Source organism: Neisseria sp. HMSC061B04 (assembly GCF_001836705.1).
Classification (GTDB): domain Bacteria; phylum Pseudomonadota; class Gammaproteobacteria; order Burkholderiales; family Neisseriaceae; genus Neisseria.
This window is the reverse complement of the sequence record NZ_KV830175.1, coordinates 64,661-88,036: the sequence shown is the minus strand read 5'-3', so window position 1 is coordinate 88,036 and position 23,376 is coordinate 64,661. Positions and strand designations below refer to the sequence as shown.

At 46.2% G+C, this 23,376-nt stretch carries 16 protein-coding genes and 3 tRNA genes; 9 read left to right on the top strand and 10 right to left on the bottom strand.

The window, feature by feature from the left end; translation table 11 throughout:
* Positions 1-56 precede the first annotated feature (56 nt).
* Positions 57-2,552, bottom strand: a complete 2,496-nt coding sequence (gene rnr / locus HMPREF2661_RS01835; protein WP_070822190.1) for a ribonuclease R — start codon at positions 2,550-2,552, stop codon at positions 57-59.
* 79 nt (positions 2,553-2,631) lie between these two features.
* Between rnr and HMPREF2661_RS01830 the strand changes: the two genes are divergently transcribed.
* The 3 genes from HMPREF2661_RS01830 to HMPREF2661_RS01820 all read left to right on the top strand — a co-directional run bounded on the left by HMPREF2661_RS01830 (position 2,632) and on the right by HMPREF2661_RS01820 (position 2,997).
* Positions 2,632-2,718 (top strand) — tRNA-Leu (locus tag HMPREF2661_RS01830).
* 38 nt (positions 2,719-2,756) lie between these two features.
* Positions 2,757-2,843: transfer RNA gene (locus HMPREF2661_RS01825), tRNA-Leu, on the top strand.
* A 63-nt stretch (positions 2,844-2,906) separates the two neighbouring features.
* Positions 2,907-2,997: transfer RNA gene (locus tag HMPREF2661_RS01820), tRNA-Ser, on the top strand.
* A 251-nt stretch (positions 2,998-3,248) separates the two neighbouring features.
* On the opposite strand, the gene HMPREF2661_RS01815 is transcribed toward HMPREF2661_RS01820, so the two are convergent.
* From HMPREF2661_RS01815 to dnaQ, 5 genes are all read right to left on the bottom strand, one after another.
* On the bottom strand, positions 3,249-3,992 hold the full coding sequence (locus HMPREF2661_RS01815) for a thermonuclease family protein (RefSeq protein ID WP_070822189.1): 744 nt from the start codon (positions 3,990-3,992) through the stop codon (positions 3,249-3,251).
* 74 nt (positions 3,993-4,066) lie between these two features.
* Positions 4,067-4,738, bottom strand: a complete 672-nt coding sequence (gene rpiA / locus HMPREF2661_RS01810; protein ID WP_070822188.1) for a ribose-5-phosphate isomerase RpiA — start codon at positions 4,736-4,738, stop codon at positions 4,067-4,069.
* A 43-nt stretch (positions 4,739-4,781) separates the two neighbouring features.
* A complete protein-coding gene (gene ispF / locus HMPREF2661_RS01805; protein WP_003679071.1) occupies positions 4,782-5,261 on the bottom strand; it encodes a 2-C-methyl-D-erythritol 2,4-cyclodiphosphate synthase in 480 nt (159 codons plus the stop codon).
* Between the two features lie 31 nt (positions 5,262-5,292).
* On the bottom strand, positions 5,293-5,979 hold the full coding sequence (ispD, locus tag HMPREF2661_RS01800) for a 2-C-methyl-D-erythritol 4-phosphate cytidylyltransferase (protein ID WP_070822187.1): 687 nt from the start codon (positions 5,977-5,979) through the stop codon (positions 5,293-5,295).
* The gene (gene dnaQ, locus HMPREF2661_RS01795; RefSeq protein WP_049348078.1) at positions 5,976-6,713 is read right to left on the bottom strand and encodes a DNA polymerase III subunit epsilon; all 738 of its coding nucleotides are present in this window, start codon (positions 6,711-6,713) and stop codon (positions 5,976-5,978) included. Before dnaQ ends, ispD begins: the two co-directional genes overlap by 4 nt.
* Before the next feature lie 341 nt (positions 6,714-7,054).
* On the opposite strand from dnaQ, the gene HMPREF2661_RS01790 reads away from it, so the two are divergent.
* From HMPREF2661_RS01790 to HMPREF2661_RS01780, 3 genes are all read left to right on the top strand, one after another.
* Positions 7,055-7,531: an NGO0322 family iron-responsive protein gene (locus HMPREF2661_RS01790; protein WP_003746951.1), complete on the top strand. Its 477-nt coding sequence runs from the start codon at positions 7,055-7,057 to the stop codon at positions 7,529-7,531.
* Positions 7,532-7,673: 142 nt separating this feature from the next.
* Positions 7,674-8,357 (top strand): 16S rRNA pseudouridine(516) synthase, encoded by a 684-nt coding sequence (locus HMPREF2661_RS01785; RefSeq protein WP_070822186.1) that lies wholly within the window; start codon positions 7,674-7,676, stop codon positions 8,355-8,357.
* Between the two features lie 665 nt (positions 8,358-9,022).
* Complete coding sequence (locus HMPREF2661_RS01780; protein ID WP_036490675.1) at positions 9,023-10,387, top strand: sodium-dependent transporter; 1,365 nt, start codon at positions 9,023-9,025, stop codon at positions 10,385-10,387.
* A gap of 59 nt (positions 10,388-10,446) precedes the next feature.
* On the opposite strand, the gene dld is transcribed toward HMPREF2661_RS01780, so the two are convergent.
* The 4 genes from dld to HMPREF2661_RS01760 form a co-directional block, all read right to left on the bottom strand.
* Positions 10,447-12,138, bottom strand: a complete 1,692-nt coding sequence (gene dld / locus HMPREF2661_RS01775; RefSeq protein WP_036490674.1) for a D-lactate dehydrogenase — start codon at positions 12,136-12,138, stop codon at positions 10,447-10,449.
* A 163-nt stretch (positions 12,139-12,301) separates the two neighbouring features.
* Entirely contained in the window at positions 12,302-14,425 is a 2,124-nt protein-coding gene (pnp, locus tag HMPREF2661_RS01770; protein ID WP_107697060.1) for a polyribonucleotide nucleotidyltransferase, read from the bottom strand.
* Between the two features lie 233 nt (positions 14,426-14,658).
* Positions 14,659-15,522 (bottom strand): phosphoribosylaminoimidazolesuccinocarboxamide synthase, encoded by an 864-nt coding sequence (locus HMPREF2661_RS01765; protein WP_049322835.1) that lies wholly within the window; start codon positions 15,520-15,522, stop codon positions 14,659-14,661.
* A gap of 163 nt (positions 15,523-15,685) precedes the next feature.
* Positions 15,686-16,969 carry a calcium-binding protein gene (locus tag HMPREF2661_RS01760; RefSeq protein WP_193388259.1) on the bottom strand — a complete coding sequence of 428 codons (1,284 nt, stop codon included), beginning with the start codon at positions 16,967-16,969 and terminating at the stop codon, positions 15,686-15,688.
* A gap of 593 nt (positions 16,970-17,562) precedes the next feature.
* On the opposite strand from HMPREF2661_RS01760, the gene rfbD reads away from it, so the two are divergent.
* From rfbD to HMPREF2661_RS01745, 3 genes are all read left to right on the top strand, one after another.
* Positions 17,563-18,426, top strand: a complete 864-nt coding sequence (rfbD, locus tag HMPREF2661_RS01755; protein ID WP_049322836.1) for a dTDP-4-dehydrorhamnose reductase — start codon at positions 17,563-17,565, stop codon at positions 18,424-18,426.
* A 150-nt stretch (positions 18,427-18,576) separates the two neighbouring features.
* Complete coding sequence (uvrA, locus tag HMPREF2661_RS01750; protein WP_070822185.1) at positions 18,577-21,429, top strand: excinuclease ABC subunit UvrA; 2,853 nt, start codon at positions 18,577-18,579, stop codon at positions 21,427-21,429.
* A gap of 30 nt (positions 21,430-21,459) precedes the next feature.
* Positions 21,460-23,352 (top strand): hypothetical protein, encoded by a 1,893-nt coding sequence (locus tag HMPREF2661_RS01745; protein ID WP_070822184.1) that lies wholly within the window; start codon positions 21,460-21,462, stop codon positions 23,350-23,352.
* Positions 23,353-23,376: the final 24 nt, after the last annotated feature.

The following is a 23,376-nucleotide window of genomic DNA, read 5'->3' as shown; positions in this document are numbered from 1 at the left end:
GAAATCACAAATTCAGGCCGTCTGAAACTTTTCAGACGGCCTGAATTGAATGCCGCTTATTTCTTAGCAGCTTTCTTCACTTTAATCTTCACGCTTTTGCCTTGGGCGTTATTTTTACGCCCGGCTTTGACGGAAGCTGTTTTCGCCTGCGCTTTTTTCTTACCTGCGGCTTTAGGTTTGCTTGGTTTAGTAGGCTTGGAAGCAGGTTTGCTTTTTACCTTACCCTTCTTTGCCTTCGCGGGAACAGCCAACGCTTCATCAATTTCTTTAGCTGAAAGTTTACGCTTACGCTTTTCGACAGGTTTGTCAGCAGCTGTCGGCTTGCTCACAGGTTTTGCTTTTCTACCGCCGCGTTTCTTACCGACTGAACCGCCGCTGATTAAGGTCAAATCAATCTTGCTGGTATCCAAATCGGCACGCGCAACTTTTACAGTAACCGTATCGCCCATATTGAAACGAACACCGCTGCGTTCGCCCTCAATCGCCATAATTTCAGGACGGAAGTTGAAATAATCCTCTCCCAAATCACTGATGTGAACCAAGCCGTCGATATGAATATCGTCCAGAGTTACAAAAATACCGAAGCTGGTCATGCCCGAAATCTTGCCGCTGAAGACTTCGCCGACTTTGTCGCGCATATAATAAGTTTTCAGCCAATTTTCCACATCGCGGCTGGCATCATCCGCTCGGCGCTCGCAGAAAGAGGTATGTACGCCCAAAGCCTGCCAGGTTTTATTGGGTTGATAAGTTTGCCCGTTCAATACAGCTTTGATGGCACGATGCACCGTCAAATCCGGATAACGGCGGATAGGCGAAGTAAAGTGTGCATATGCACCATAAGCCAAACCAAAGTGACCGTCGCAATGCGGCTCATAAACCGCCTGTTGCATAGAACGCAACATCATCACTTGCAACAGCTCCGCGTCCGGACGGTTTTTAAATTGCTCGGCAAGCGCAGCATAGTCTTTCGGCGTCGGATTATCGCCGCCGCCCAAACTCAGCCCCAGCAAACCAAGCTGCTCGCGTAAGGTGGCCAGTTTTTCGGGAGTTGGGCCCAAGTGATTGCGGAACAAAGCAGTATGTTTGTTTTTCAGCAAGAACTCTGCCGCGCAAACATTCGCCGCCAACATACATTCTTCAATCAGCTTGTGCGCATCGTTGCGGACAACGGGAACAATCTTGTCGATTTTACCGTTGTCGTCAAAAATCATCTGGGTTTCAATGCTCTCAAATTCAACCGCGCCACGCTCGAAACGTTTTTTCTGCAAGATTTTGAATAATTTATACAGAGTATCGATTTGCGGTTTAAACGGATGATCCTGGCCGTCTGAAATCCAATCCCAAACTTGATTATAAGTCAGTCGCGCATGCGAACGCATTACTGCCGGATAGAAACGGTATTCCTTGATATTGCCGGCATAAGTAATCACCATATCGCACACCATACACAGGCGTTCGACATCAGGATTGAGCGAGCAGATGCCGTTGGACAAATTCTCCGGCAGCATCGGAATCACACGGCGCGGGAAATACACGCTGGTACTGCGTTCTTGAGCATCTACATCAATCGCATCATCAGGGCGGACATAATGACTGACATCGGCTATCGCCACCACCAAGCGGTAATTGCGGCCGATTTTTTCGGCAAAAACCGCATCGTCAAAGTCCCGCGCAGTTTCGCCGTCAATGGTTACCAAAGGCAAATCCCGTAGGTCCACGCGCCCTTTCAAGTCGGTTTTACGCACATGATCGGGAATTTTCTTCGCGGCTTTGGCACACGCTTCGCTAAATTGGTGCGGCAAATGGTGCTTGCGCACGGCGATTTCAATTTCCATACCGCTGTCGGCATAATCGCCCAATACTTCAATGATTTTCGCTACGGCAGGGCGGTTTTGCTCGGGGTAAGTCTCAATTTCACCGACAATGACTTGACCGGATTGCGGTTTAAAGTGCGCTACGCTTTCAGGTTCCAAAACAATGCTTTGATTCAAGCGTTTGTCTTCCGCCTCCAAAATCGCCACGCCGCGATCCATATAAAAACGGCCGACCACTTTAGACTGTGCACGCTCCACTACATCTAAAACCGTACCTTCACGACGGCCTCTGCGGTCGATACCGGCAGGACGAACGGTAACAATATCTCCGTGCATCACGCCGCGCATCTGACGCTCATACAAAACGAAATCGCCCTCACCTGTCGGCGTAAGCGGCACGGCAAAACCAAAGCCGTCTTTATGCGCTTCGACACGGCATTTAACCAATGCCAATTTTTCTGCCGCACATACCGCACCACGTCGGTTGATCAACACCTGACCATCGCGCGCCATCGCTTTCAGACGGCGTTCGAAGAATTCATATTCATCTTCTGTAATCGACAATTCATGTGCCAAAGCTTCGATTTTTGTCGGCACACCTTTTTGTTCCAATAATTCAATAACCCATTCGCGGCTGGGCAACGGATGAGCGTAACGTTGTTTCTCCCGCTCCAAATACGGGTCTTTTTCTCGTAAATTTAAAGATTTAGCATTTTTGTTCATTTTGATAGTTGACATTCTTTTTTTAAAATATATAATAGCTGCTTCTTCGCAGTTCAGGTAGTCAACTCTACCTTAAATTGAAGAATAAAGCAAAGCCCAGGTGGCGGAATTGGTAGACGCGCTAGCTTCAGGTGCTAGTGTCCTCACGGGCGTGGAAGTTCGAGTCTTCTCCTGGGCACCAAATAATTTGGTGCTTCTTTGCTTAAGAAAATTTAAATTGCCCAGGTGGCGGAATTGGTAGACGCGCTAGCTTCAGGTGCTAGTATCCTCACGGGTGTGGAAGTTCGAGTCTTCTCCTGGGCACCACTGATAAATCAATCAGTCAAGTTTTCACATTATTCTGAATAACAATTCAGGATAATAGTCCACAGAGAGGTGGATGAGTGGTTTAAGTCGCACGCCTGGAAAGCGTGTATACGTGAATAGCGTATCGAGGGTTCGAATCCCTTCCTCTCTGCCATAGATACTAAAGACACCAGCTAACGGTGTCTTTTTTCATATCTGCTCTTTTTGAATATGGTTGATCCCGTCTATCTGAACATGACGTGATGTCTTATCAAGTATCTTGCCCTAGCAACATTTTGATGAAAACTCGTGATTTATCCTAAAATCCCGATACCATTTTCCCCTGATATAAAATCTGCCCTATACGTTTATTTCATCATAATGAAAGGCCGTCTGAAAGTTTTCAGACGGCCTCTTTCTTAAAACCTACCAAATCCCGAACCATTGTTTATCAGACTGCTTTTTATTTCCATTCTGCTGCTCGTGGTTTTGACGGCGAAATTGCCAAGGCGCTTGCGGATTGTCTTTTTTCCATAAGCCTTTACGTTTTTCCTTGGCTTGTTTTTGTGCGGCCGAATAGTCGGTGTAGGCGGTTTTACTTTGTTGTTTTTTGGCATAACTTTCATAATGCCATGCGGCGCCATCCCGTATCTGCATTAAATTCAAGTCAATCGTGCCGACTGATACTTGGGCAACTTCGCGTTGATAGCGGTCGCTTTCAAACACGCGTACTTTGGCTTTTTTATTTAATGCGGCATCAATCAGATTGTCTCGTGATTGCGTACCATAAGCCTGATTGATTTCCGGCGCATCGATATAGGCCATGCGGATTTTGTGTTTTCGGCCGTCACTATCGATAATGTGCATGGTATCGCCATCATGGATTTTGATGATTTTTCCATTGTATGTGTAGGATTGTCGCGATGACTTTTGTTTTTGTTTCTGTTCTTGCTTGGGTTCAGCTTCGGTTTTGGTGTCAGATGTGGCTTTGATGACATTTTCACCCAGCCATTCATTGACCTTTTCCAAACCGATATTGTCGTTTTGTGCCAATGTTGCGGCAACGCTTACCCCGGTACGAATCAGCTCGGTATCGCGTGAGCTGTAACCCAGGGCGCCCAAAACAGATAAAACAACGGGCAGCCATTTTATAATTTTACTGATTTGCATATTTTGCCAAATTGAAGGCCGTCTGAAAGACCTGATGTACTTTCAGACGGCCTTTTAAGATTGATTAATCTTCATTAATCCTGACAAGGCAGGATGACTTTTGCGCCTTCTGCCGTACCCAAAACCAACACATCGGCGGCATCGCGGGCAAAAATACCGTTTTCGACTACGCCGGTGATTTTGTTGATTTCATCTTCCATTTTCAGAGCTTGATCGATATTGAGGCCGTGAACATCAACGATTTGGTTGCCATAGAAAGTAGTATAGCCGACACGCAACTCAGGCTGTCCGCCCATGGCAAGCAGTTTGCGCGACACCAGCGAACGGGCATTTTCAACCACTTCTACCGGCAATGGGAATTTGCCCAAACGGGAAACATATTTGCTTTCATCGGCGATACAGACAAATTTATCCGATGCACTGGCCACGATTTTTTCGTTCAAATGTGCACCACCGCCGCCTTTAATCATTTGCAGCGCGTGGTTGACTTCGTCTGCGCCGTCAACATAAACCGCCAAACCCATCACATCATTCAGTGAAACTTCTGGAATTTCGTATTTTGCCAAAAGCTCGCTGGATTTTTTGGAAGTAGATACGGCGCCCTTGATTTTCTTACCGCTTTTACCCAAAGCTTCGATAAATAAGTTAATGGTAGAGCCGGTACCGATACCGATGTATTCGTTTTCAGGAACAAATTCCACCGCTTTTTCGGCGGCAATGCGTTTGAGTTCGTCTTGAGTTGCCATGTTGTCAGTCTTTCGGTTTGAATGATGAAACGATTTTAAGCCCTTAGGCTTTAATCAGCAATACTGCCGCTTGTGCTTCAATGGCTTCCATACGCCCCAGATAGCCGAGTTTTTCGTTGGTTTTGCCTTTGATGTTGACGCAGTTTTCAGGCAAGCCTAAATCTGCGGCAATATTGGCGCGCATTGCCGGAATATGTGGCGCGAGTTTGGGTTTTTGCGCAATCACAGTCGTATCGACATTAACCACCTTCCAACCCAATGCCTGCACGCTTTGATAAGCCTCGCGCAACAGTACACGGCTGTCAGCATCTTTGAACTCGGCGGCAGTATCAGGAAAATGGCTGCCGATATCACCCAAACCGGCCGCGCCCAACAGGGCATCGGTAATCGCATGCAAAAGCGCATCGGCATCGGAATGGCCCAGCAAGCCTTTTTCAAACGGAATGTTCACGCCGCCGAGTATCAAATCTCGCCCTTCAACCAACTGATGGACATCGTAGCCCTGTCCGACACGGATATTCATATTGTTTCCTTAAATAATGGGTTTTGATTGTTCAGACGGCCTTGAGCAACAATCTGACAATGTATTCGTCTTGCGGCAGCGTCAATTTTAAATTACGCGTATCGCCCTGCACCAAGCGCGGCCGGATACCCAGTTTTTCAACCGCTGACGCTTCATCCGTAATCTCACTCAAATCATCAACCGATAAGGCGCGATTTAATAAGGCCGTCTGAAAAAGCTGCGGCGTTTGCGCCTGCCATAATCCTGCGCGTGCAACGGTTTCATTAATATGGTGACTGCCGTCTGCCCGCTTGAGCGTATCGGCCACCGGTATGGCAAGAATGCCGCCTTCATCATTCTCGCCTGCCTCATCAAGCAAACGCGTTAACGCTTCGGCAGGCAGGCAACAGCGCGCGGCATCATGAACCAAGATATTGTCTTGCGCCTCGGCCAAACCTTGTTCTAATAAAGTAGATACGCCGTTGCGTACTGTTTCGGCACGACTTGCGCCGCCTACTCGAAAGACACGCACTTTCTCAGACAGGGCCGTCTGAAAAACCGAATCTTCCGGCGAAAGAATAACGGCAATTAAATCTATGCGTGGGTGTTGCTCAAAAATTTCTATGGTGTGTTGCAATACGGTTTTACCATTGATTTCAACATATTGTTTGGGTTTTCCCGCACCAAATCGCGCCCCGACACCGGCCGCAGGAATCAAAGCGATATTGCGGCGCATCATGCTGACGCTCCGGCATCGGCCTCATCCGGCGTTTCAGCCTTGCGCCAGACGCACGCTTCGCCCAAATCGTCCAAATATTTTTCATGCGCGGCCAGCTCGTCCGCATCTGCTTTGATGACTTTCAACTGCGACGTACGTTTGGTTTCGGCAATAACGGTTGGTTTGACTTCGCCCTCTTCTTCCGCCTCGCCGCCCATCAGGTCGAACTGCTGACGCGTCATGGCAAGATAGACTTCACCCAAAAGCTCGCAGTCGATTAACGCGCCGTGCAAGACACGTTTGCTGCGGTCAACGGAAAAGCGGTTACACAAGGCATCCAAGCTTGCCTTTTGCCCCGGAAACATTTCACGCGCCATGGCCAGCGTGTCGGTAACTTTACAACCCAGCTCCTCAATAGAAGGCAGCCCCATGCGGCGGAATTCCATATTCAGGAAGCCGACATCAAACTTAGCGTTATGGATAATCAGCTCTGCGCCACGAATAAAGTCGGCAATCTGTTTACCCACTTGGGCAAACGGCGGCGCATTCTTCGCTTCCAATACTTCAATCGTCAAACCATGCACCTTCGCCGCCTCCTCCGGCATATCGCGTTCCGGGTGGACATATAAATGAAGGTTGGAGTCGGTCATTTGGCGGTTGATCATTTCCAAGCCGGCAAATTCGACCAGACGGTCGCCGTTTTCAGGATAAAGGCCCGTGGTTTCCGTATCGAGGATAATCTGACGTTGGCTCATGGTTGGTGGTTTCTACAATTATCAAAACGTCCTGAATCATACTGAAGGCCGTCTGAAATGTATAGTCAGCAAAACTTTAGCTGCTTTTCAAATGCCCTTTTACCACTGGATTTTTTCAGACGGCCTTTATTCCTTTTTCATCTATTGGCCGTCTATTACTCCAATTTTGAGTAGAAAACCCAATTTCTACAAAATTTTTTAAATTTAATTTCTTTAATAATTAATACTTTACTTATTATTTAAATAATAGGAACAATTATCATTTGCAAATTTAAAAAATCTCCGTATAATACAACCCATCGAAACGAAACAACCGCACCACAGAATGAAAGGAGAAGAAAATGCCCGAAAGTATTTTTAAGCAAGTCTCCCTTGACATTCTGAGACTGCACCAACAAGCCATCCGCTCTTTAATCGCCACCAAATGTTGCGATGAGTGTGAAGTACACGACGCAGTATTCATTACTTTAGATGGCCGCTATTATGTTTGGCTTCCTTGCATGGGCAAATCGCCCCAATCAGAAACCGGCATCCTGCTGATTGAGGATGAAGACGGCAATACGCGCTTAAGCTGGGTGGCCGATACACGCGAAGTCAAGCAAAAAGACAGTCTGTACAACCGCGTTGTTTCCGCCCTGCAACGAAAAATGCAGCGCACGAAAAACAAGTTTATCCAGTCGGCAAACGCCCGATTGCTCGAACTCACGCCTCAGCAAGGCCGTCTGACGACAAACAGCGAAGATTTCTCGCTTTCACCACATGACTTGATGAAAGCACTTTATCCGGCAACACATCAAATAGGAGAATTTGCCCTGTAACAGTTTTTGGTAGTGGTTTGTGTTCCTTTTGCGCCCCTTAACATTTTAAAGGGGCGATTTTTTTGCCTCTGTTTTTCAGACGGCCTCAAAACTGGTTTTCCAGTACAATAAAGGCTGTCTGAACATTTCCTACTTTTCAACCATGCAACTGCTTAAATACATCCAATCTCAAGGCCTCGGCAGCCGCAAGCAATGCCAGTGGCTGATAGACAATGACTGTATCGCCATCAACGGCGAAATTCATAATCGTGCCAAAGACGATATCGATCCGTCTCAAGTGCACACCCTGTCTGTTGACGGCGAAGAAATTGCCGCCGTCCCCATGCCCTATTTCTACATTTTGCTTCATAAGCCTGCAGATTACGAAACTTCGCACAAACCCCAGCAATATCCGAGCATCTTCAGCCTTTTTCCCGACCACATGCGCAATATCGATATGCAGGCAGTCGGCCGCTTGGATGCAGACACAACCGGCATTATTCTGATTACCAACGACGGGCAATTTAACCACCGCGTTACTTCGCCCAAACACAAAGTTCCGAAGCTCTACCGCGTTACCTTGAAGCATCCTGCCGACGATACCCTTTGCGCTACGTTGAAAAACGGTGTCCTCCTGCATGACGATAATGAAACTGTCGCTGCCGCCGAAGCAGTGTTGGCCGACCCAAACACATTGATGATGACCATTACCGAGGGCAAATATCATCAGGTCAAGCGCATGGTCGCAGCCACAGGCAACCGTGTCGAGCAGCTCCACCGAGAACAATTCGGCGACTGGAATGTCGACGATTTGGCCGCCGGAGAATGGAAATTCATCCAAATCTAAAAAAATTCCAAAATTTGGAGATAATTTTTTAAACAAAATGGATTTTTAATTTCTTTAAAATCAACCATCTAAACCTTATTATTTTTATTTAACAGAATTTAACACTAGAAGGACTGAACTATTGTATAATTCGCCTGTCTGAGTAACACTTGCTTCGAAAGAAGTGAGTAAGTGAGTAAGACGTTTTCCCCGTAATGTGTTTGGCCATCTATACTTTCCCCTTAGTATAGATGGTTTTTTTTATCTAAAATTCGGCAGGTCTGCAAACGTACTTTCAGACGGCCTCTCCTTATCAAAGCCCATCATTTCCAAACCGTGCAACCCTATTCATTGCTTGCCATTATTCCCACTTAATTTTCGATTTCTACTGCACCCATCCAAACCCGTTCAATTTCAAATAAATCGTTTCATAAAAAGAGCGCTGTCGGCTATCCAAACAGGTATAAACGTATGCCATTCAGACGGCCTCTACTGATACCGTTTATTCAATATTGCTTTAGCCGAATTCTCTGTTTTCAGGTTTCCATATCAAGCAGACTAGAAAAACTCACTAAAAATTCTTCATTAAATAGTTTTTTTACCTGACATTCTTTTCAGACTTTAGTCAAGATTCGTTAAATCTTTGCGGTAAAATGTTGTCTTTATTTTCATGTATCTGAGTTTTTATGTCTTCCAATCAACCCCGTCAAACTTGGTCCAACCGTTTGACTTACATCCTTACCGTTGCCGGCGCGACTGTCGGCTTTGGCGCAACGTGGCGTTTCCCGTATTTGGTCGGTGAAAACGGCGGCGGCGCGTATGTGTTTCTGTTCTGTATCGCCATGCTGGTCATCGGTATTCCGATGATTTTGGTGGAAAATGTCATCGGCCGCCGTAAAGGTGTGAACGCGCTGGATGCGTTCGGCGGCTCAATGAACGGTAAACCTGTAGCCAAAGTTTGGAAAGCGGTCGGTTGGATGGGCCTGCTCGGCGCATTCGGCATCATGGCCTATTACATGGTGCTCGGCGGCTGGGTCATCAGCTACATCGTCAATATCATTGGCGGCAATTTGGATATTTCCAGTCCGGTTTCCGGCGAAGTTACCAAAAGCTTCTTTACCGAACACATCGAAAACAGCCCTTGGGAAATTGCGTTCTACACGTTCTTGTTTGTGGTCGTAAACCAATGGATTTTGGTCAAAGGCGTCATCGGCGGTATTGAAAAAGCGGCAAAATACCTGATGCCGCTGCTGTTTTTGTTCCTGATTGCCATGGTCGTGCGCAACGTTACCCTGCCGGGCGCAATGGAAGGGATTACTTTCTATCTGAAGCCTGATTTCAGCAAAATTACCGCCGAACTTTTCGTCTTCGTTTTAGGTCAAGTATTCTTCGCCTTGAGCTTGGGTTTCGGCGTGATGATTACTTTGTCCAGTTATTTGGATAAAAACGAAAATTTGGTGCAAACCGCAGTCATTACGGCAATTACCAATACCATCATCGCCGTGTTGGCGGGCTTTATGATTTTCCCGTCGCTCTTCAGCTTCGGCGTCGCGCCCAATTCCGGCCCGACTTTGGTATTCCAAAGCCTGCCGATTGTGTTCTCGAATATGTGGGCAGGCCCTGTGTTCGCCGTGATTTTCTTCTCGCTGCTTCTGATCGCCGCGCTGACGACTTCGCTGACGATTTATGAAGTATTGATTACGACGATTCAGGAGAAAACCAAAATCCGCCGTACCGCCGCGATTACGATTGTCTTGGCTGCCATCTTCATTTTCGGCAACATTCCATCTATTTTGAGCTATGGCCCGTGGAAAGACGTTTCCGTGTTCGGTAAAAATATTTTCGATGCTTTTGACTACATCAGCGGCAACATCTTGTTTATGCTGACCGCGCTCGGCTCCGCGCTGTTTGTCGGTTTCGTGATGAAGGACGAAGCGAAGGACGAATTACTTTATAAAGGCAACCATACGACGGTCAATATCTGGTTTGCCTATGTGAAATACCTCGTGCCGTTGGTGATTTTGCTGATTTTTGTCAGCAACTTGTTCTGATAAACAGCATACAAAAAGGCCGTCTGAAATATTCAGACGGCCTTTATTTTAACTACGCTTTATTCTGCCCAGTTTTTCTTCTTACTGGTTTTACCGATACCGGGGTTAAAGCTGTTGGTCGGATCGAGTTTTTTATAGAACTGTTTCAGCTCAGGCTTGGCTTCATACAGATGACCGACATTATGCTCGGCAGGATATTGCGCACCGCGTTGGTCAAGCAGATGGAGCATTTCATGTTCCAAAGCCATGCAGTCGTTGCCTTTTTTAATGATGTAGTCCTGATGGAACACATGGCACATAAAATGTCCGTAATACAATTTATGGATGATTTTATTGTCAATTTCAGGCGGCAGTGTTTCAAACCAATCACGATCATCACGGCGCAAGGCGATATCGAGTGCAACCAAATCCTCTACTTCATCATCATGTACAGAACGGTAACGGATCGCGGCAGAAGCCACAGCAAAGCGATGCAGCATAGCCGCCTGCGTTTCTTCGGCATTACATTCAAAGAATGCGCCGCCATGGGTTGCAAAATATTCTTTCAAGAAAGCACGAGCTTCTTCTACGCCCTCGCCACCCATTTTCAAGATCAAATGGTGTTCGTATTTGTCGCGATAGTTGCGCATAGACTTCGGCAAGTGATCGGGCAAAATCTTACTGATCAGTTGCATGAATTTATCAGAGAAGTGTTTCGGTAAGAAACTTATCTTTTTGCTGAATCTATCCACACGGGCTTTCAGATCAAACAGTTTCGGAAGTTGGTGGGTACCGAACGTCTTGATGATATAAAACGTATCTTTACCATAAACGGCAGCAATATCAAAAGCATGACGATGGATATACTCACCGGAAATAGGCAGGTTTTTAAACTCACTCAAAGCAGCGCGACGAATATCGGTCAGCTCATTAATATCATTGGTGCCGATATAGAAGACGGCAGTCTGTTTTTCTTGCGGGAAAGTATCCAAGCGTACGGCAAACACCATCAGCTTGCCCGCGCAACCTGATGCTTCGTAGTGACGCGCAGGGTCGGCATTAAAACGGGCGGCAGTCGGTTCATTCACTTGGCGAACATGATCGCAGTATGCATGATCATGCCCTTTGCCTGCATTTTGAACAATGTCTTTTTTCTGATAATGGAAACCTTGCAGATTGGTCAGAATTTCTTCAGGGGTTTCGCCCAAATCAATGCCTAGATGGTTGACCAGCTCCAGTTTGCCCTCTTCGTTGATTTGCGCAAACAGGGCCATTTCCGTATAAGCAGGGCCACGCTGTACCAATGCACCGCCGGAGTTATTACATACGCCACCCAATACAGATGCGCCAATACAGGACGAACCGATCACGGAGTGCGGCTCACGGCCTAAAGGTTTCAGCAGCAGTTCCAATTGATTCAAGGTAGAACCGGGCAGGCAGACAACCTGTTCGTTATTGTTGATCGGCTGAATGATGTTCAGACGCATGGTATTCACAATCACGATATCGCGGTCGTAATCATTGCCGTCAGGAGTCGAGCCGCCGGTCAGACCGGTATTGGCAGCCTGCGTAATCACAATGACATCAGCCTCAACACACGCCTGCAAAATTTGCCACATTTCCAACACCGTACCCGGACGGACAACTGCCAGCGCCTTACCTTCGCCAAAACGATAGCCTTGACGGTATTGTTCAGTTTTTGCCGGGTCTGTGATGATATATTTTTCGCCGACGGTTTGCGTCAGCCGACTGATTAATTGTGTAGCATTCATTGCATACTCCTTGAGAAATGAATATATTTATTAAATTACAAACATTGTAGTAATCCCTTTTATCAAAGTAAAGGCAAACTCATTTTTAAATTCATCATTCAAATAAACAAAAGGCCGTCTGAAATTTTCAGACGGCCTTTTGTTTCAAGCTGGAACAATCAGATTATTCGGCTGCTTTCTCTTCGCGAGCAGGTGCTTCCAGCAAAGCTTTGATAGACAGACGTACGCGGCCGCGGTCGTCCACTTCCAATGCTTTTACATTCACGACCTGACCTACTTGCAGGTAGTCGCTGACATTGCGTACGCGCTCATGGGCGATTTGACTGATGTGTACCAAACCGTCTTTACCCGGCATCACGCTGACAATCGCGCCGACGTTGTTGTCGAGGATTTTAACCACAGTACCTTCGTACACTTTGCCCACTTCCACTTCGGCAGTGATTTCTTCGATACGTTTTTTCGCTGCATCGCCTGCTTCTTGAGTAGTCGCAGCGATAGTGATGGTACCGTCTTCAGCGATGTTGATTTCAGTACCGGTTTCAGCAGTAATCGAACGAATGGTTTCACCGCCTTTACCAATCACATCACGGATTTTGTCTTGGTTGATTTTCATGGTGAACAAGCGTGGAGCGTGTGCTGACAGCTCTTGTGGGCCTGCAACAGCGGCTTTCATCTGATCCAAGATGTGCAAACGTGCTTCTTTGGCTTGAGCCAAAGCGATTTGCATGATTTCTTTGGTAATACCTTGGATTTTGATATCCATTTGTAGCGCGGTCACGCCTTCAGTTGTACCGGCTACTTTAAAGTCCATATCGCCCAAATGGTCTTCATCACCCAAGATGTCGGTCAGGACGGCAAATTTGTTGTTGTCCAAAATCAGACCCATGGCGATACCGGCAACGTGTGCTTTCAAAGGCACACCGGCAGACAACAGGCTCAAGCAGCCGCCGCAGACGGAAGCCATAGAGGAAGAGCCGTTAGATTCGGTAATTTCAGAAACCACGCGCATGGTGTAGCTGAAATCTTCAGGTTCCGGCAATACGGCCAACAACGCACGTTTAGCCAAACGGCCGTGACCGATTTCACGACGTTTTGGCGCACCTACGCGACCCACTTCGCCGGTAGAGTATGGAGGGAAGTTGTAGTGCAGCATGAAGCGGTCGGTGTATTCGCCGGACAGCGCATCAATGATTTGTTCGTCGCGTGAAGTACCCAAAGTTGCAACCGCCAAAGCTTGGGTTTCGCCACGAGTAAACAATGCAGAACCATGTGTGCGCGGCAATACGCCGGTTTGAATGTTCAACGGACGGACGGTGCGGGTGTCGCGGCCGTCGATGCGCGGTTGGCCGTCCAAAATTTGGCTGCGGACAACATCGGCTTCCAAGTGTTTGAAAATGCCTTTGATTTCGTTGGCTGCCAAAGTGTCGGTTTCTTCGGTAATCAACGCTTCTTTTACCGCATTCCAAGCTTCGTCCAATTTGGCAGAACGCGCTTGTTTTTGACGGATTTTGAATGCTTCTTTAATGGTTTCACCGGCAATTTCGCGTACTTTGGCCACCAATTCTTCATTGGTTTCAGGTGCTTTCCAATCCCAAACTTCCGGATTGACTTCGTCGGCAAACTCATTGATGGCGTTAATAGCCACTTGCATTTGATCGTGACCGTAAACAACCGCGCCCAGCATCACTTCTTCAGACAAGATGTCAGCTTCGGATTCCACCATCAACACGGCTTTGGAAGTACCGGCAACCACCAAGTCCAATTGTGATTTCGCCAATTCGGCTTTAGTCGGGTTCAAAACGTACACGCCGTTTACATAACCCACGCGTGCCGCGCCAATCGGACCGGCAAACGGTACGCCGCTCAACACCAGCGCAGCAGACGCGCCCAGCATGGCAGGAATGTCAGAATCGATTTCAGGGTCAACAGACACCACCATCGCTACGATTTGGATGTCGTGATAGAAACCTTCAGGGAACAAAGGACGGATCGGACGGTCGATCAAACGGCTGGTCAGGATTTCTTTTTCGCTTTGTTTGCCTTCGCGTTTGAAGAAACCGCCGGGGATTTTACCTGCTGCGTAAGTACGCTCGAGGTAATCGACAGTCAGAGGGAAGAAGTCTTGGCCTTCTTTCACTTCTTTGTTGGTAGTAACGGCAACCAAAACAACGGTGTCGCCCATAGATACTTTAACGGCAGCAGCAGCTTGGCGAGCGATTTCGCCGGTTTCCAAAGTAACGGTTTGATTACCGTATTGGAAGGTCTTAACGTGTTTATTGAACATCATTGTTCCTTTCAAAATACCGCACTGCTAAAACACTAATAATGCACACTAAAATCCGAATGTGCATAGTTAGGGTTTCAGACCGTGCGGCAGGTTATAAACAAGCTTTCAGACGACCTTTAAGGCGCTGAAAACAACTCTCGATTATAAAGGCAACCATCCTTAAAATCCAGTATTTATACAATAAAAAGGCCGTCTGAAACATATCCTTTTCAGACGGCCTTCAAACTTAAAAATCAATCCTGAGTCAGCAAAGTCAATGCTTCCTGATATTTTTCGACTGTTTTTTGAATCACATCGGCAGGCACTTTAGGCGCAGGCGCTTTTTTGTTCCAACCGCTTTGCTCCAACCAGTCGCGGACAAACTGTTTGTCAAAAGATGGCGGATTGGTACCGACTTTGTATTGGTCTGCAGGCCAAAAACGGCTGGAGTCAGGCGTCAACACTTCGTCCATCAAAGTCAGCGTACCTTCCTCATCCAAACCAAATTCAAATTTAGTGTCGCAAATAATAATACCGCGAGATTTGGCATATTCGGCCGCTTCTGTATAAAGCTGAATCGCCTTAGCGCGCACTTCCGCAGCCAATTCTTTTCCGATAATGCGTTCGCATTCTTCAAAGCTGATGTTTTCATCATGATCGCCAACTGCGGCTTTGGTCGATGGTGTAAAAATCACTTCAGGCAACTGCTGCGCTTCCTGCATACCTTCAGGCAATTGGATACCGCAGACAGAACCAGTCTTTTGATAATCTTTCCAACCGCTGCCTGCCAGATAACCGCGCACAATGGCCTCCACTTTCACCGGAGTGAGTTTTTTAGCCACGACGGCGCGTTTCTCCAAAGCTTTGGCTTCGTTTTCAGGCAAAACATCGTAAACCGTTTGGCCAGTAAAATGGTTAGGCATGATATGAGCCAGTTTTTTAAACCAAAAATTGGAAATCTGCGTCAGAATCTCTCCTTTACCCGGAATCGGATCATCTAAAATCACATCGAATGCAGACAGACGGTCGGAAGCAACCATCAACATACGTTTATCGTCAATTTCGTACAAATCGCGGACTTTGCCGGAGTAGATTTTTTTCAAGCTGATTTCAGACATTTCGGGTATCTCTTTGGTAAACAGAAGAATTTGGTATTTTAGCCCAATTTGGCATCTTTCGTCAGATTGTTTACAAAATAAAGGCCGTCTGAAACCTTATAGCTCGGTTTCAGACGGCCTTAGACTTTGATTTTAGGGACAAACCCTAAAAACCATCATCCTATCAGATGGCAGGAGCCTGAGTCTGATCTTGGATTTGGTTTACAGCAGACAGAGAGTAGTAGTCGCCGTGGCCGGTTACTTGGTAAGTGCTACCGTCAGCAAACTTGAAGTTTTCAACTTTGTGATCGTTACCGGTGAACCAGTCGTCGATGGTGATGCTGTCGTTAGTACCGACAGAAACAGTCAGGTTAGCACCAGATTTGCTCAGCAATACGTCGGAAGCTGCAACGCCTTTACCGAACAACAGGGTGTCATTACCACTTTCTTCACGGATAGTGTCGTGACCGTAACCTTTGTCGAAGAAGTAAGTATCGTTACCGGTACCACCGATCAGGATGTCGTTGCCGACACCACCGTCGAGGTAGTCGTTACCGTCTTTACCAACTAGGCAGTCGTCGCCGGCCAAACCATACAGATGGTTGTTGCCGCCGTTACCTTCGATGTTGTTGTTCAAAGAGTTACCAGTACCGTTCAGGTTTTGCATACCTTGCAAAATCAGGTTTTCAACGTGATCGGTCAGTGTGTAGTCAATAACGGTACGAACAGTATCAATACCGGCGTGTGCATTACCATACTCGATAACTTGGTCATTGGCATTGTCAACGAAGTAAACGTCGTTACCGTCGCCACCGCGCATAATGTCAGCACCGGAACCACCGTTCAGGTAGTCGTTACCAGCACCGCCTTGCAGGTAGTCTTTACCGTCTTCACCGTACAGAGAGTCACCGTCAGCATCACCGTAAATGGTGTCGTTACCGGCACCGGCGTAGATTACGTCTGTACCGTTACCACCGTAGATGATGTCTTCGCAAGCAGTACCATAAATGGTATCTTTAGCATCAGTACCGCGGATAACGTTGCCGTCTTTGCAGTCTTCAGCTCGGATGACATTACCTGGGTTTTTATCTTCGTGACCGTATGAATTGTCTTGATTGTGATCGTCTTTACAATCTTTGCAATCCGGTTTTGGTTCTGGTTTAGGCTCAGGTTTTGGCTCTGGCTTAGGTTCTGGTTTCGGCTCAGGTTTTGGTTCTGGCTTAGGCTCAGGTTTTGGTTGTGGTTTTGGTTCTGGTTGAGGTTCTGGTTGTGGCTCAGGTTTAGGCTCAGGTTTTGGTTGAGGCTTAGGCTGAGGTTTAGGTTGTGGTTTTGGACATGGGATCGGTTTGATCGGATTGCAGTTGTAAGGTGGGCAAACCGGAACACATTTGTAGTTAGGCGTTTTTGCCGGTGGGCAGAAAGCCGCAATAGCAGAAACCAAACCGGTTACCGCGTTAACTACTGACACGCCGACGCTGGCAATGCTAGCGATGCTGCCGATAGAAACAGAAGATTTTGCTGCAGGAGCGCAGTAGTAAGAAGAGTAGGAAGCCTTAGGCGCAGGAGCGCAGTAAGAACTAACCAGGGGTCTAGTATAATACCCCCCGTAACAGTATGCCATAATAATTACTCCCAAAAGTTAATAAAATATTGGGTTGACGGAACGAGCAAATCCGCCCTTGCCCAATTATTATTTTAGTAATATTTTGCAAAATATTTACTCAAAAATATCAAACGGTAGAATTTACCGACAAAAGGACAGAAGTTCCCCTAATTTTAAATACCATTATCCTAATAATCATAAAAACATTAACATTGATTCACAATTTCTTAACCAATATAACTGCTTAATCCATCTAGTTAAAACCTATATTTTAACTATAGTTATAGTATATTATTAAAATATTGATGAATAGTTACATTATAGGTAGATAATATCGACTACTTACTCAAATACAGCCCTGTTTGTATTTTGTTCGATGCTAATAATGTGAATTTGTCGTACTTACACTATAATGACGCAGACACCTATTTAACAGCCATCAGAGGAGATACTCAACCATGCGTACTTTATTGACCGGAGCCAAAGGCCAGCTTGCCCGTTGTCTGCGCGACCGCCTGCCCGAAGATTGGGAACTGATTGCTACCGATTCGACTTCGCTGGACATTACCGATACTGAAGCTGTGCATCATATGATCAAAAATTTCCAACCCGATGCCATCGTTAATGCCGCAGCTTACACTGCCGTCGATAAAGCAGAAGAAAATGCCGAAGCTGCTTTTGCCGTCAACGCAAGCGCTGTTCACAACTTAGCCGCAGCCGCCCGCGCCGCGCATGCCCGCTTTATCCATATTTCCACCGACTATGTATTCGACGGCGAAGGCAAACGCCCTTACCGCGAAACCGACTACACCAATCCGCGCAGCACTTACGGTCAATCCAAAGTAGCGGGCGAACTTTTGGCTTTGGCCGCGCATCCGGAAAGCATTATTATTCGCACCTCATGGCTGTTTAGCGAATACGGCAGCAATTTCGTCAAAACCATGTTGCGCCTTGCCAAAGAACGCGATTCCCTCTCCGTCGTTCACGACCAAACCGGCTGTCCGACTTATGCAGGCGATTTGGCACACGCCATTATCGAATTATTACAACAACCCACCTCCCCGCGCGGCATCTTCCATTACTGTGGCAATAAATCGGCAACATGGTACGAATTTACCAAAGCCATCTTTCAGACGGCCCAACAATTAGACAACAGCTTCCGCGTTCCGGAACTGAACGCGATTACCACCGATCAATATCCCCTGCCTGCTCCGCGTCCGGCATACAGCATCATGGATTGCTCACGCCTAGAGACCGAGTTCGGTATCAAACCGTCCGACTGGCAAAAAGCCCTGCGCGAAATTCTCCGCAAAATCGACTGATAAGCTGATTCATCTATATCAAGGCCGTCTGAAAACATATTTTCAGACGGCCTCTTTGTTTCTTTTATATCAAATGCTTTATCTATCCAGTCTGTCATTTGAAAAGTGCTACAATAGCCGTTTATTTTATTTTTCAGACGGCCTGACAATATGTGCAACCATCATCCCAAACATTCACACGATAACGACACCATCCGCATTCGCGGCGCGCGCACGCATAATTTGAAAAACGTCGATTTGGACATTCCGCGCCACAAGCTGGTGGTGGTCACGGGGCTGTCGGGCAGCGGCAAATCATCGCTGGCATTTGATACTTTATATGCCGAAGGGCAGCGGCGTTATGTCGAGAGCCTGTCAGCCTATGCGCGGCAGTTTTTACAGATGATGGACAAACCCGACGTCGATTTGATCGAAGGCCTGTCGCCTGCGATTTCCATCGAGCAGAAATCCACCAGCCACAATCCGCGTTCCACCGTCGGCACAGTAACGGAAATCCACGATTACCTGCGCCTTTTATACGCCCGCGTCGGCACGCCGTATTGCCCCGAACACAATCTGCCGCTGTCCAGCCAGACCGTGTCGCAGATGGTTGATGCCGTATTGAAGCTGCCGGAAGACACGCGCGTGATGATTCTTGCACCGGCAGTGCGCGAGCGTAAGGGCGAGTTTGTCGATTTCTTTGCCGACTTGCAGGCTCAGGGTTTTGCGCGGGTGCGCGTGGACGGCGAGGTCTATCAGCTCGAAGAAGTACCGAAGCTGGAAAAAAACATCAAACACAACATCGATGTCGTCATCGACCGCGTGAAAGTAAAAGCCGACATCAAACAACGACTGGCGGAAAGTTTTGAAACCGCGCTACGCCACGGCAACGAGCGCGCGCTGGCGATGGAAATGGACAGCGGTGAAGAACATTGGTTTTCCGCGCGTTTCGCCTGCCCCGTGTGCTCGTACAGCCTGCCCGAATTAGAGCCGCGCCTCTTTTCCTTCAACAACCCGATGGGCTCCTGCCCGACTTGCGACGGCTTGGGCAACACCAATTTTTTCGATCCCGAAAAAGTGGTCGCCCATCCCGAATTATCCTTAGCCGCAGGCGCGATTGACGGCTGGGACAAACGCAACCAATTCTATTTCCAAATGATTCAATCGCTGGCGCATCATTATAAATTTGATGTCAACGCCGCTTGGGAAAGCCTACCGGAAAAAGTGAAAAAAGTCGTGTTACACGGTTCGGGCAAAGAAGTCATCGACTTTACCTACCTGTCCGAACGCGGCACCACCTTCAACCGCAGCCATGCCTTTGAAGGCATCATCCCCAATCTCGAACGCCGCTACCGCGAAACAGACAGCGAAACCGTGCGCGAAAAACTGCGCGAATACCAAAATCACCGCGCCTGCCCGAGCTGCGGCGGCGCACGTTTGCGCAAAGAAGCGCGCTACGTTTACGTCAGCGGCGAACCGTTGCACGAAGTCTCCGCCTGGCCGCTGACCAAAACCCACCAATTCTTTGAAACGCTGGATTTGGACGGCAACAAAAAACAAATCGCCGAAAAAATCCTCAAAGAAATCACCGAGCGGCTCGGCTTCCTGATCAACGTCGGACTGGATTACCTAAATCTCTCCCGCTCCGCCGAAACCCTTTCCGGCGGCGAAGCCCAGCGCATCCGCCTCGCCAGCCAAATCGGCAGCGGCCTGACCGGCGTGATGTACGTATTGGACGAACCCTCCATCGGCCTGCACCAGCGCGACAACGACCGCCTGCTCGCCACCCTCAAACGCCTGCGCGATTTGGGCAACAGCGTGATTGTGGTTGAACACGACGAAGACGCCATCCGCGAAGCCGATTTCGTCGTCGATATGGGCCCCGGCGCGGGCGAACACGGCGGCAACGTACTGATTGCCGACACGCCCGAAAACGTCGCCAAATGCGAAAAATCCGTTACCGGACAATACCTCAGCGGCAAAAAATCCATTGCCGTGCCGTCTGAACGCACGCCCGTCAATCCCGACCGAATGCTCGTCCTCAAAGGCGCGCGCGGCAACAACCTCAAAAACGTTACCCTCGAACTGCCGCTCGGCTTGATTACCTGCATCACCGGCGTATCCGGCAGCGGCAAATCCACCCTGATTAACGACACCCTCGCCAAAATCACCGCCCGCGAACTCAACCGCGCCCAAGAAGAACCCGCCCCATACGACGACATCCACGGCCTCGAACACCTCGACAAAGTCATCAACGTCGACCAATCCCCCATCGGCCGCACCCCGCGCTCCAACCCCGCCACCTACACCGGCCTGTTCACCCCCATCCGCGAACTCTTCGCCGGTGTCCCCCTCTCGCGCGAACGCGGCTACAACGTCGGCAGATTCTCCTTCAACGTCAAAGGCGGCCGCTGCGAAGCCTGCCAAGGCGACGGCGTCATCAAAGTCGAAATGCACTTCCTGCCCGACGTGTACGTCCCCTGCGAAGTCTGCCACGGCAAACGCTACAACCGAGAAACCCTCGAAATCCAATACAAAGGCAAAAACATCAGCCAAGTCCTCGACATGACCGTCGAAGAAGCACGCGAATTTTTCGACGCCGTCCCCACCGTATCGCGCAAACTGCAAACCCTGATGGACGTGGGCCTCGGCTACATCCGCCTCGGTCAGTCCGCCACCACCCTCTCCGGCGGCGAAGCCCAGCGCGTTAAACTCGCCTTGGAACTCTCCAAACGCGACACCGGCAGAACGCTCTACATCCTCGACGAACCCACCACCGGCCTGCACTTCGCCGACATCGCCCTGCTGCTGGAAGTCATAGGCCGTCTGAAAGGCAAAGGCAACTCGATTGTGATTATCGAGCATAATCTGGATGTGATTAAAACTGCCGATTGGATTGTGGACTTGGGACCGGAAGGGGGTGATGGTGGTGGGAGGATTGTAGCTTGTGGCACACCTGAAGATGTGGTGAAAGCAGAAACTAGTTATACTGGTAAATATTTAAAGAGCATAATATTATCCTAATTATTAAACTACACATGAAAGGCAATTTAAATGTGGATTCCTAAAAAACAGGATTGGCACGATTCTTGGAGTGATGATAAATTCTCTTCAATCAAATATTTCTTTGAAAGAATAAAACAAAAGGTAGATTACCAAGAGTCTATATCTAATATACATTCTACAACTTGTGGATTCTCACTTATTGATGAATTAATTGACGTAGGAGAATATGTATTAAAGAAAGAAAAGGCAATAAATAGATTTAGAAGCTTAATGAATGAAGCAAGAAATAAAGCCTTGCCTTTTAGTATCTATAATGATCCAATTATAAATGATAATTACAAAGAAATAATTAAATTTATTTGTTTAGACAAGAATAATGAACCAAACAATATTAAATTAGAGAACGTGCCAAAAATACTTCATAAATTACGAATATTTCAAAGAACATTACATAAAGAATATTATATTAAAATAATTGAATATGCAAAAAATGTTAATTTTACGGCTGGATTTGATAGAAATATTGATAACATAAATAAATTAATAAACTGCTTAATTCCTTATTTAATTCATACGGGATATTCACCTATATCAATTAGCGATGTTGCATATAGATATATAAAAAAACCCGCAAGCCCATCTCATGTTATTAATTTTTTAAACCGTTTCTCTAAAAAAAATTATAAATATTGCTTTGCTATTAAATTATTGAAAAATGAAGAAAGAAATAATATTGAATTGTTTTTGAAAGAGTTTTTCAATATTAACAAAATTAATTTTGAATATGAGATTAAAAATTTTGCAGAATTAAAGGAATTATTTCCTAGTAATATTCAACAACAAAACAATGATGCGGAGTTTATATACATAGTTGGCAAGTATTTTGATCCACATTCTTTTTTAAGAAAACTTTATGATTTCATGTTTAAATATTCATTAATAGCGGATTATGAAATTAAGCTAAATTTTATTTCTGATTATTTTGATAATATATATTGGAAATTTTCCAATGGTGATGTTTTTCAAAAATCAAGTTTCTATATAGATCCTATAAATATAAAGCAAAGAAAAAGTACATTGCATTCTACTTTATCTTCTTTACGAGTAAATGGGCTTAATTGTACAAATGGTAAAGTTAAAAATATGCCATACATAGAAAACATATATGATAGCCTTAGTTATTATAATCTATCCTTAAAATCTAGATCTATTGAAAATTCATTTCTTTTATTGTGGACTTCATTAGAAACTTTATTACCATTTTATGGCAAAAATAGTGATATTGAGTCAGTACAGGAATTTGTAAGTCAGACGTTGTCTCTTGGGGCAGTAGGTAGGGAATTAGCTTCATTTGTTAATAGATTGAAACAGACTGAATCGCAACATGACTATAAATTTAGGTTTTTTACTAAGGAAATTAATAATATACACATTGCTACAAAAGAAGAAATTTCCTCTATATATGAAATATTAACAAAAGATTATAGCAATGATAGCTTAGATCCGTATAATGAACTTAAAGAATACTCAGAACTTCTTACGAGCGAGTTTATTAGACTAAATAATATTTATAAAAACACAGAAGAAAGAATAAAACATTGGAATAATAAAATTAATACTTCTGAAACAGCCATAAGACTGCAGCTAGATAGAATTTATCTACACAGAAATCAAATAGTTCATTCTGGTAAGTTAATTAATGAATATAGCAATTTATGGAGACATTTGGAGTGGTATGTTGGAAAGTTAATATCTATATATATAATTCATTATTTAATTATAAAAAATAGAAACATAAGTCAATATGATATATACATTGACATTCTATCAAATAAATTCATAATAGACAATTATTTGCAAGGAAGGCTGAATGGAACTACAACGGAAGAGAGTTCAAGAGATTTTTTCTTGAAGAACTTACTTTTAGAATGGCAGTTCTAGTTATATACGATAAATCTAGCAAGA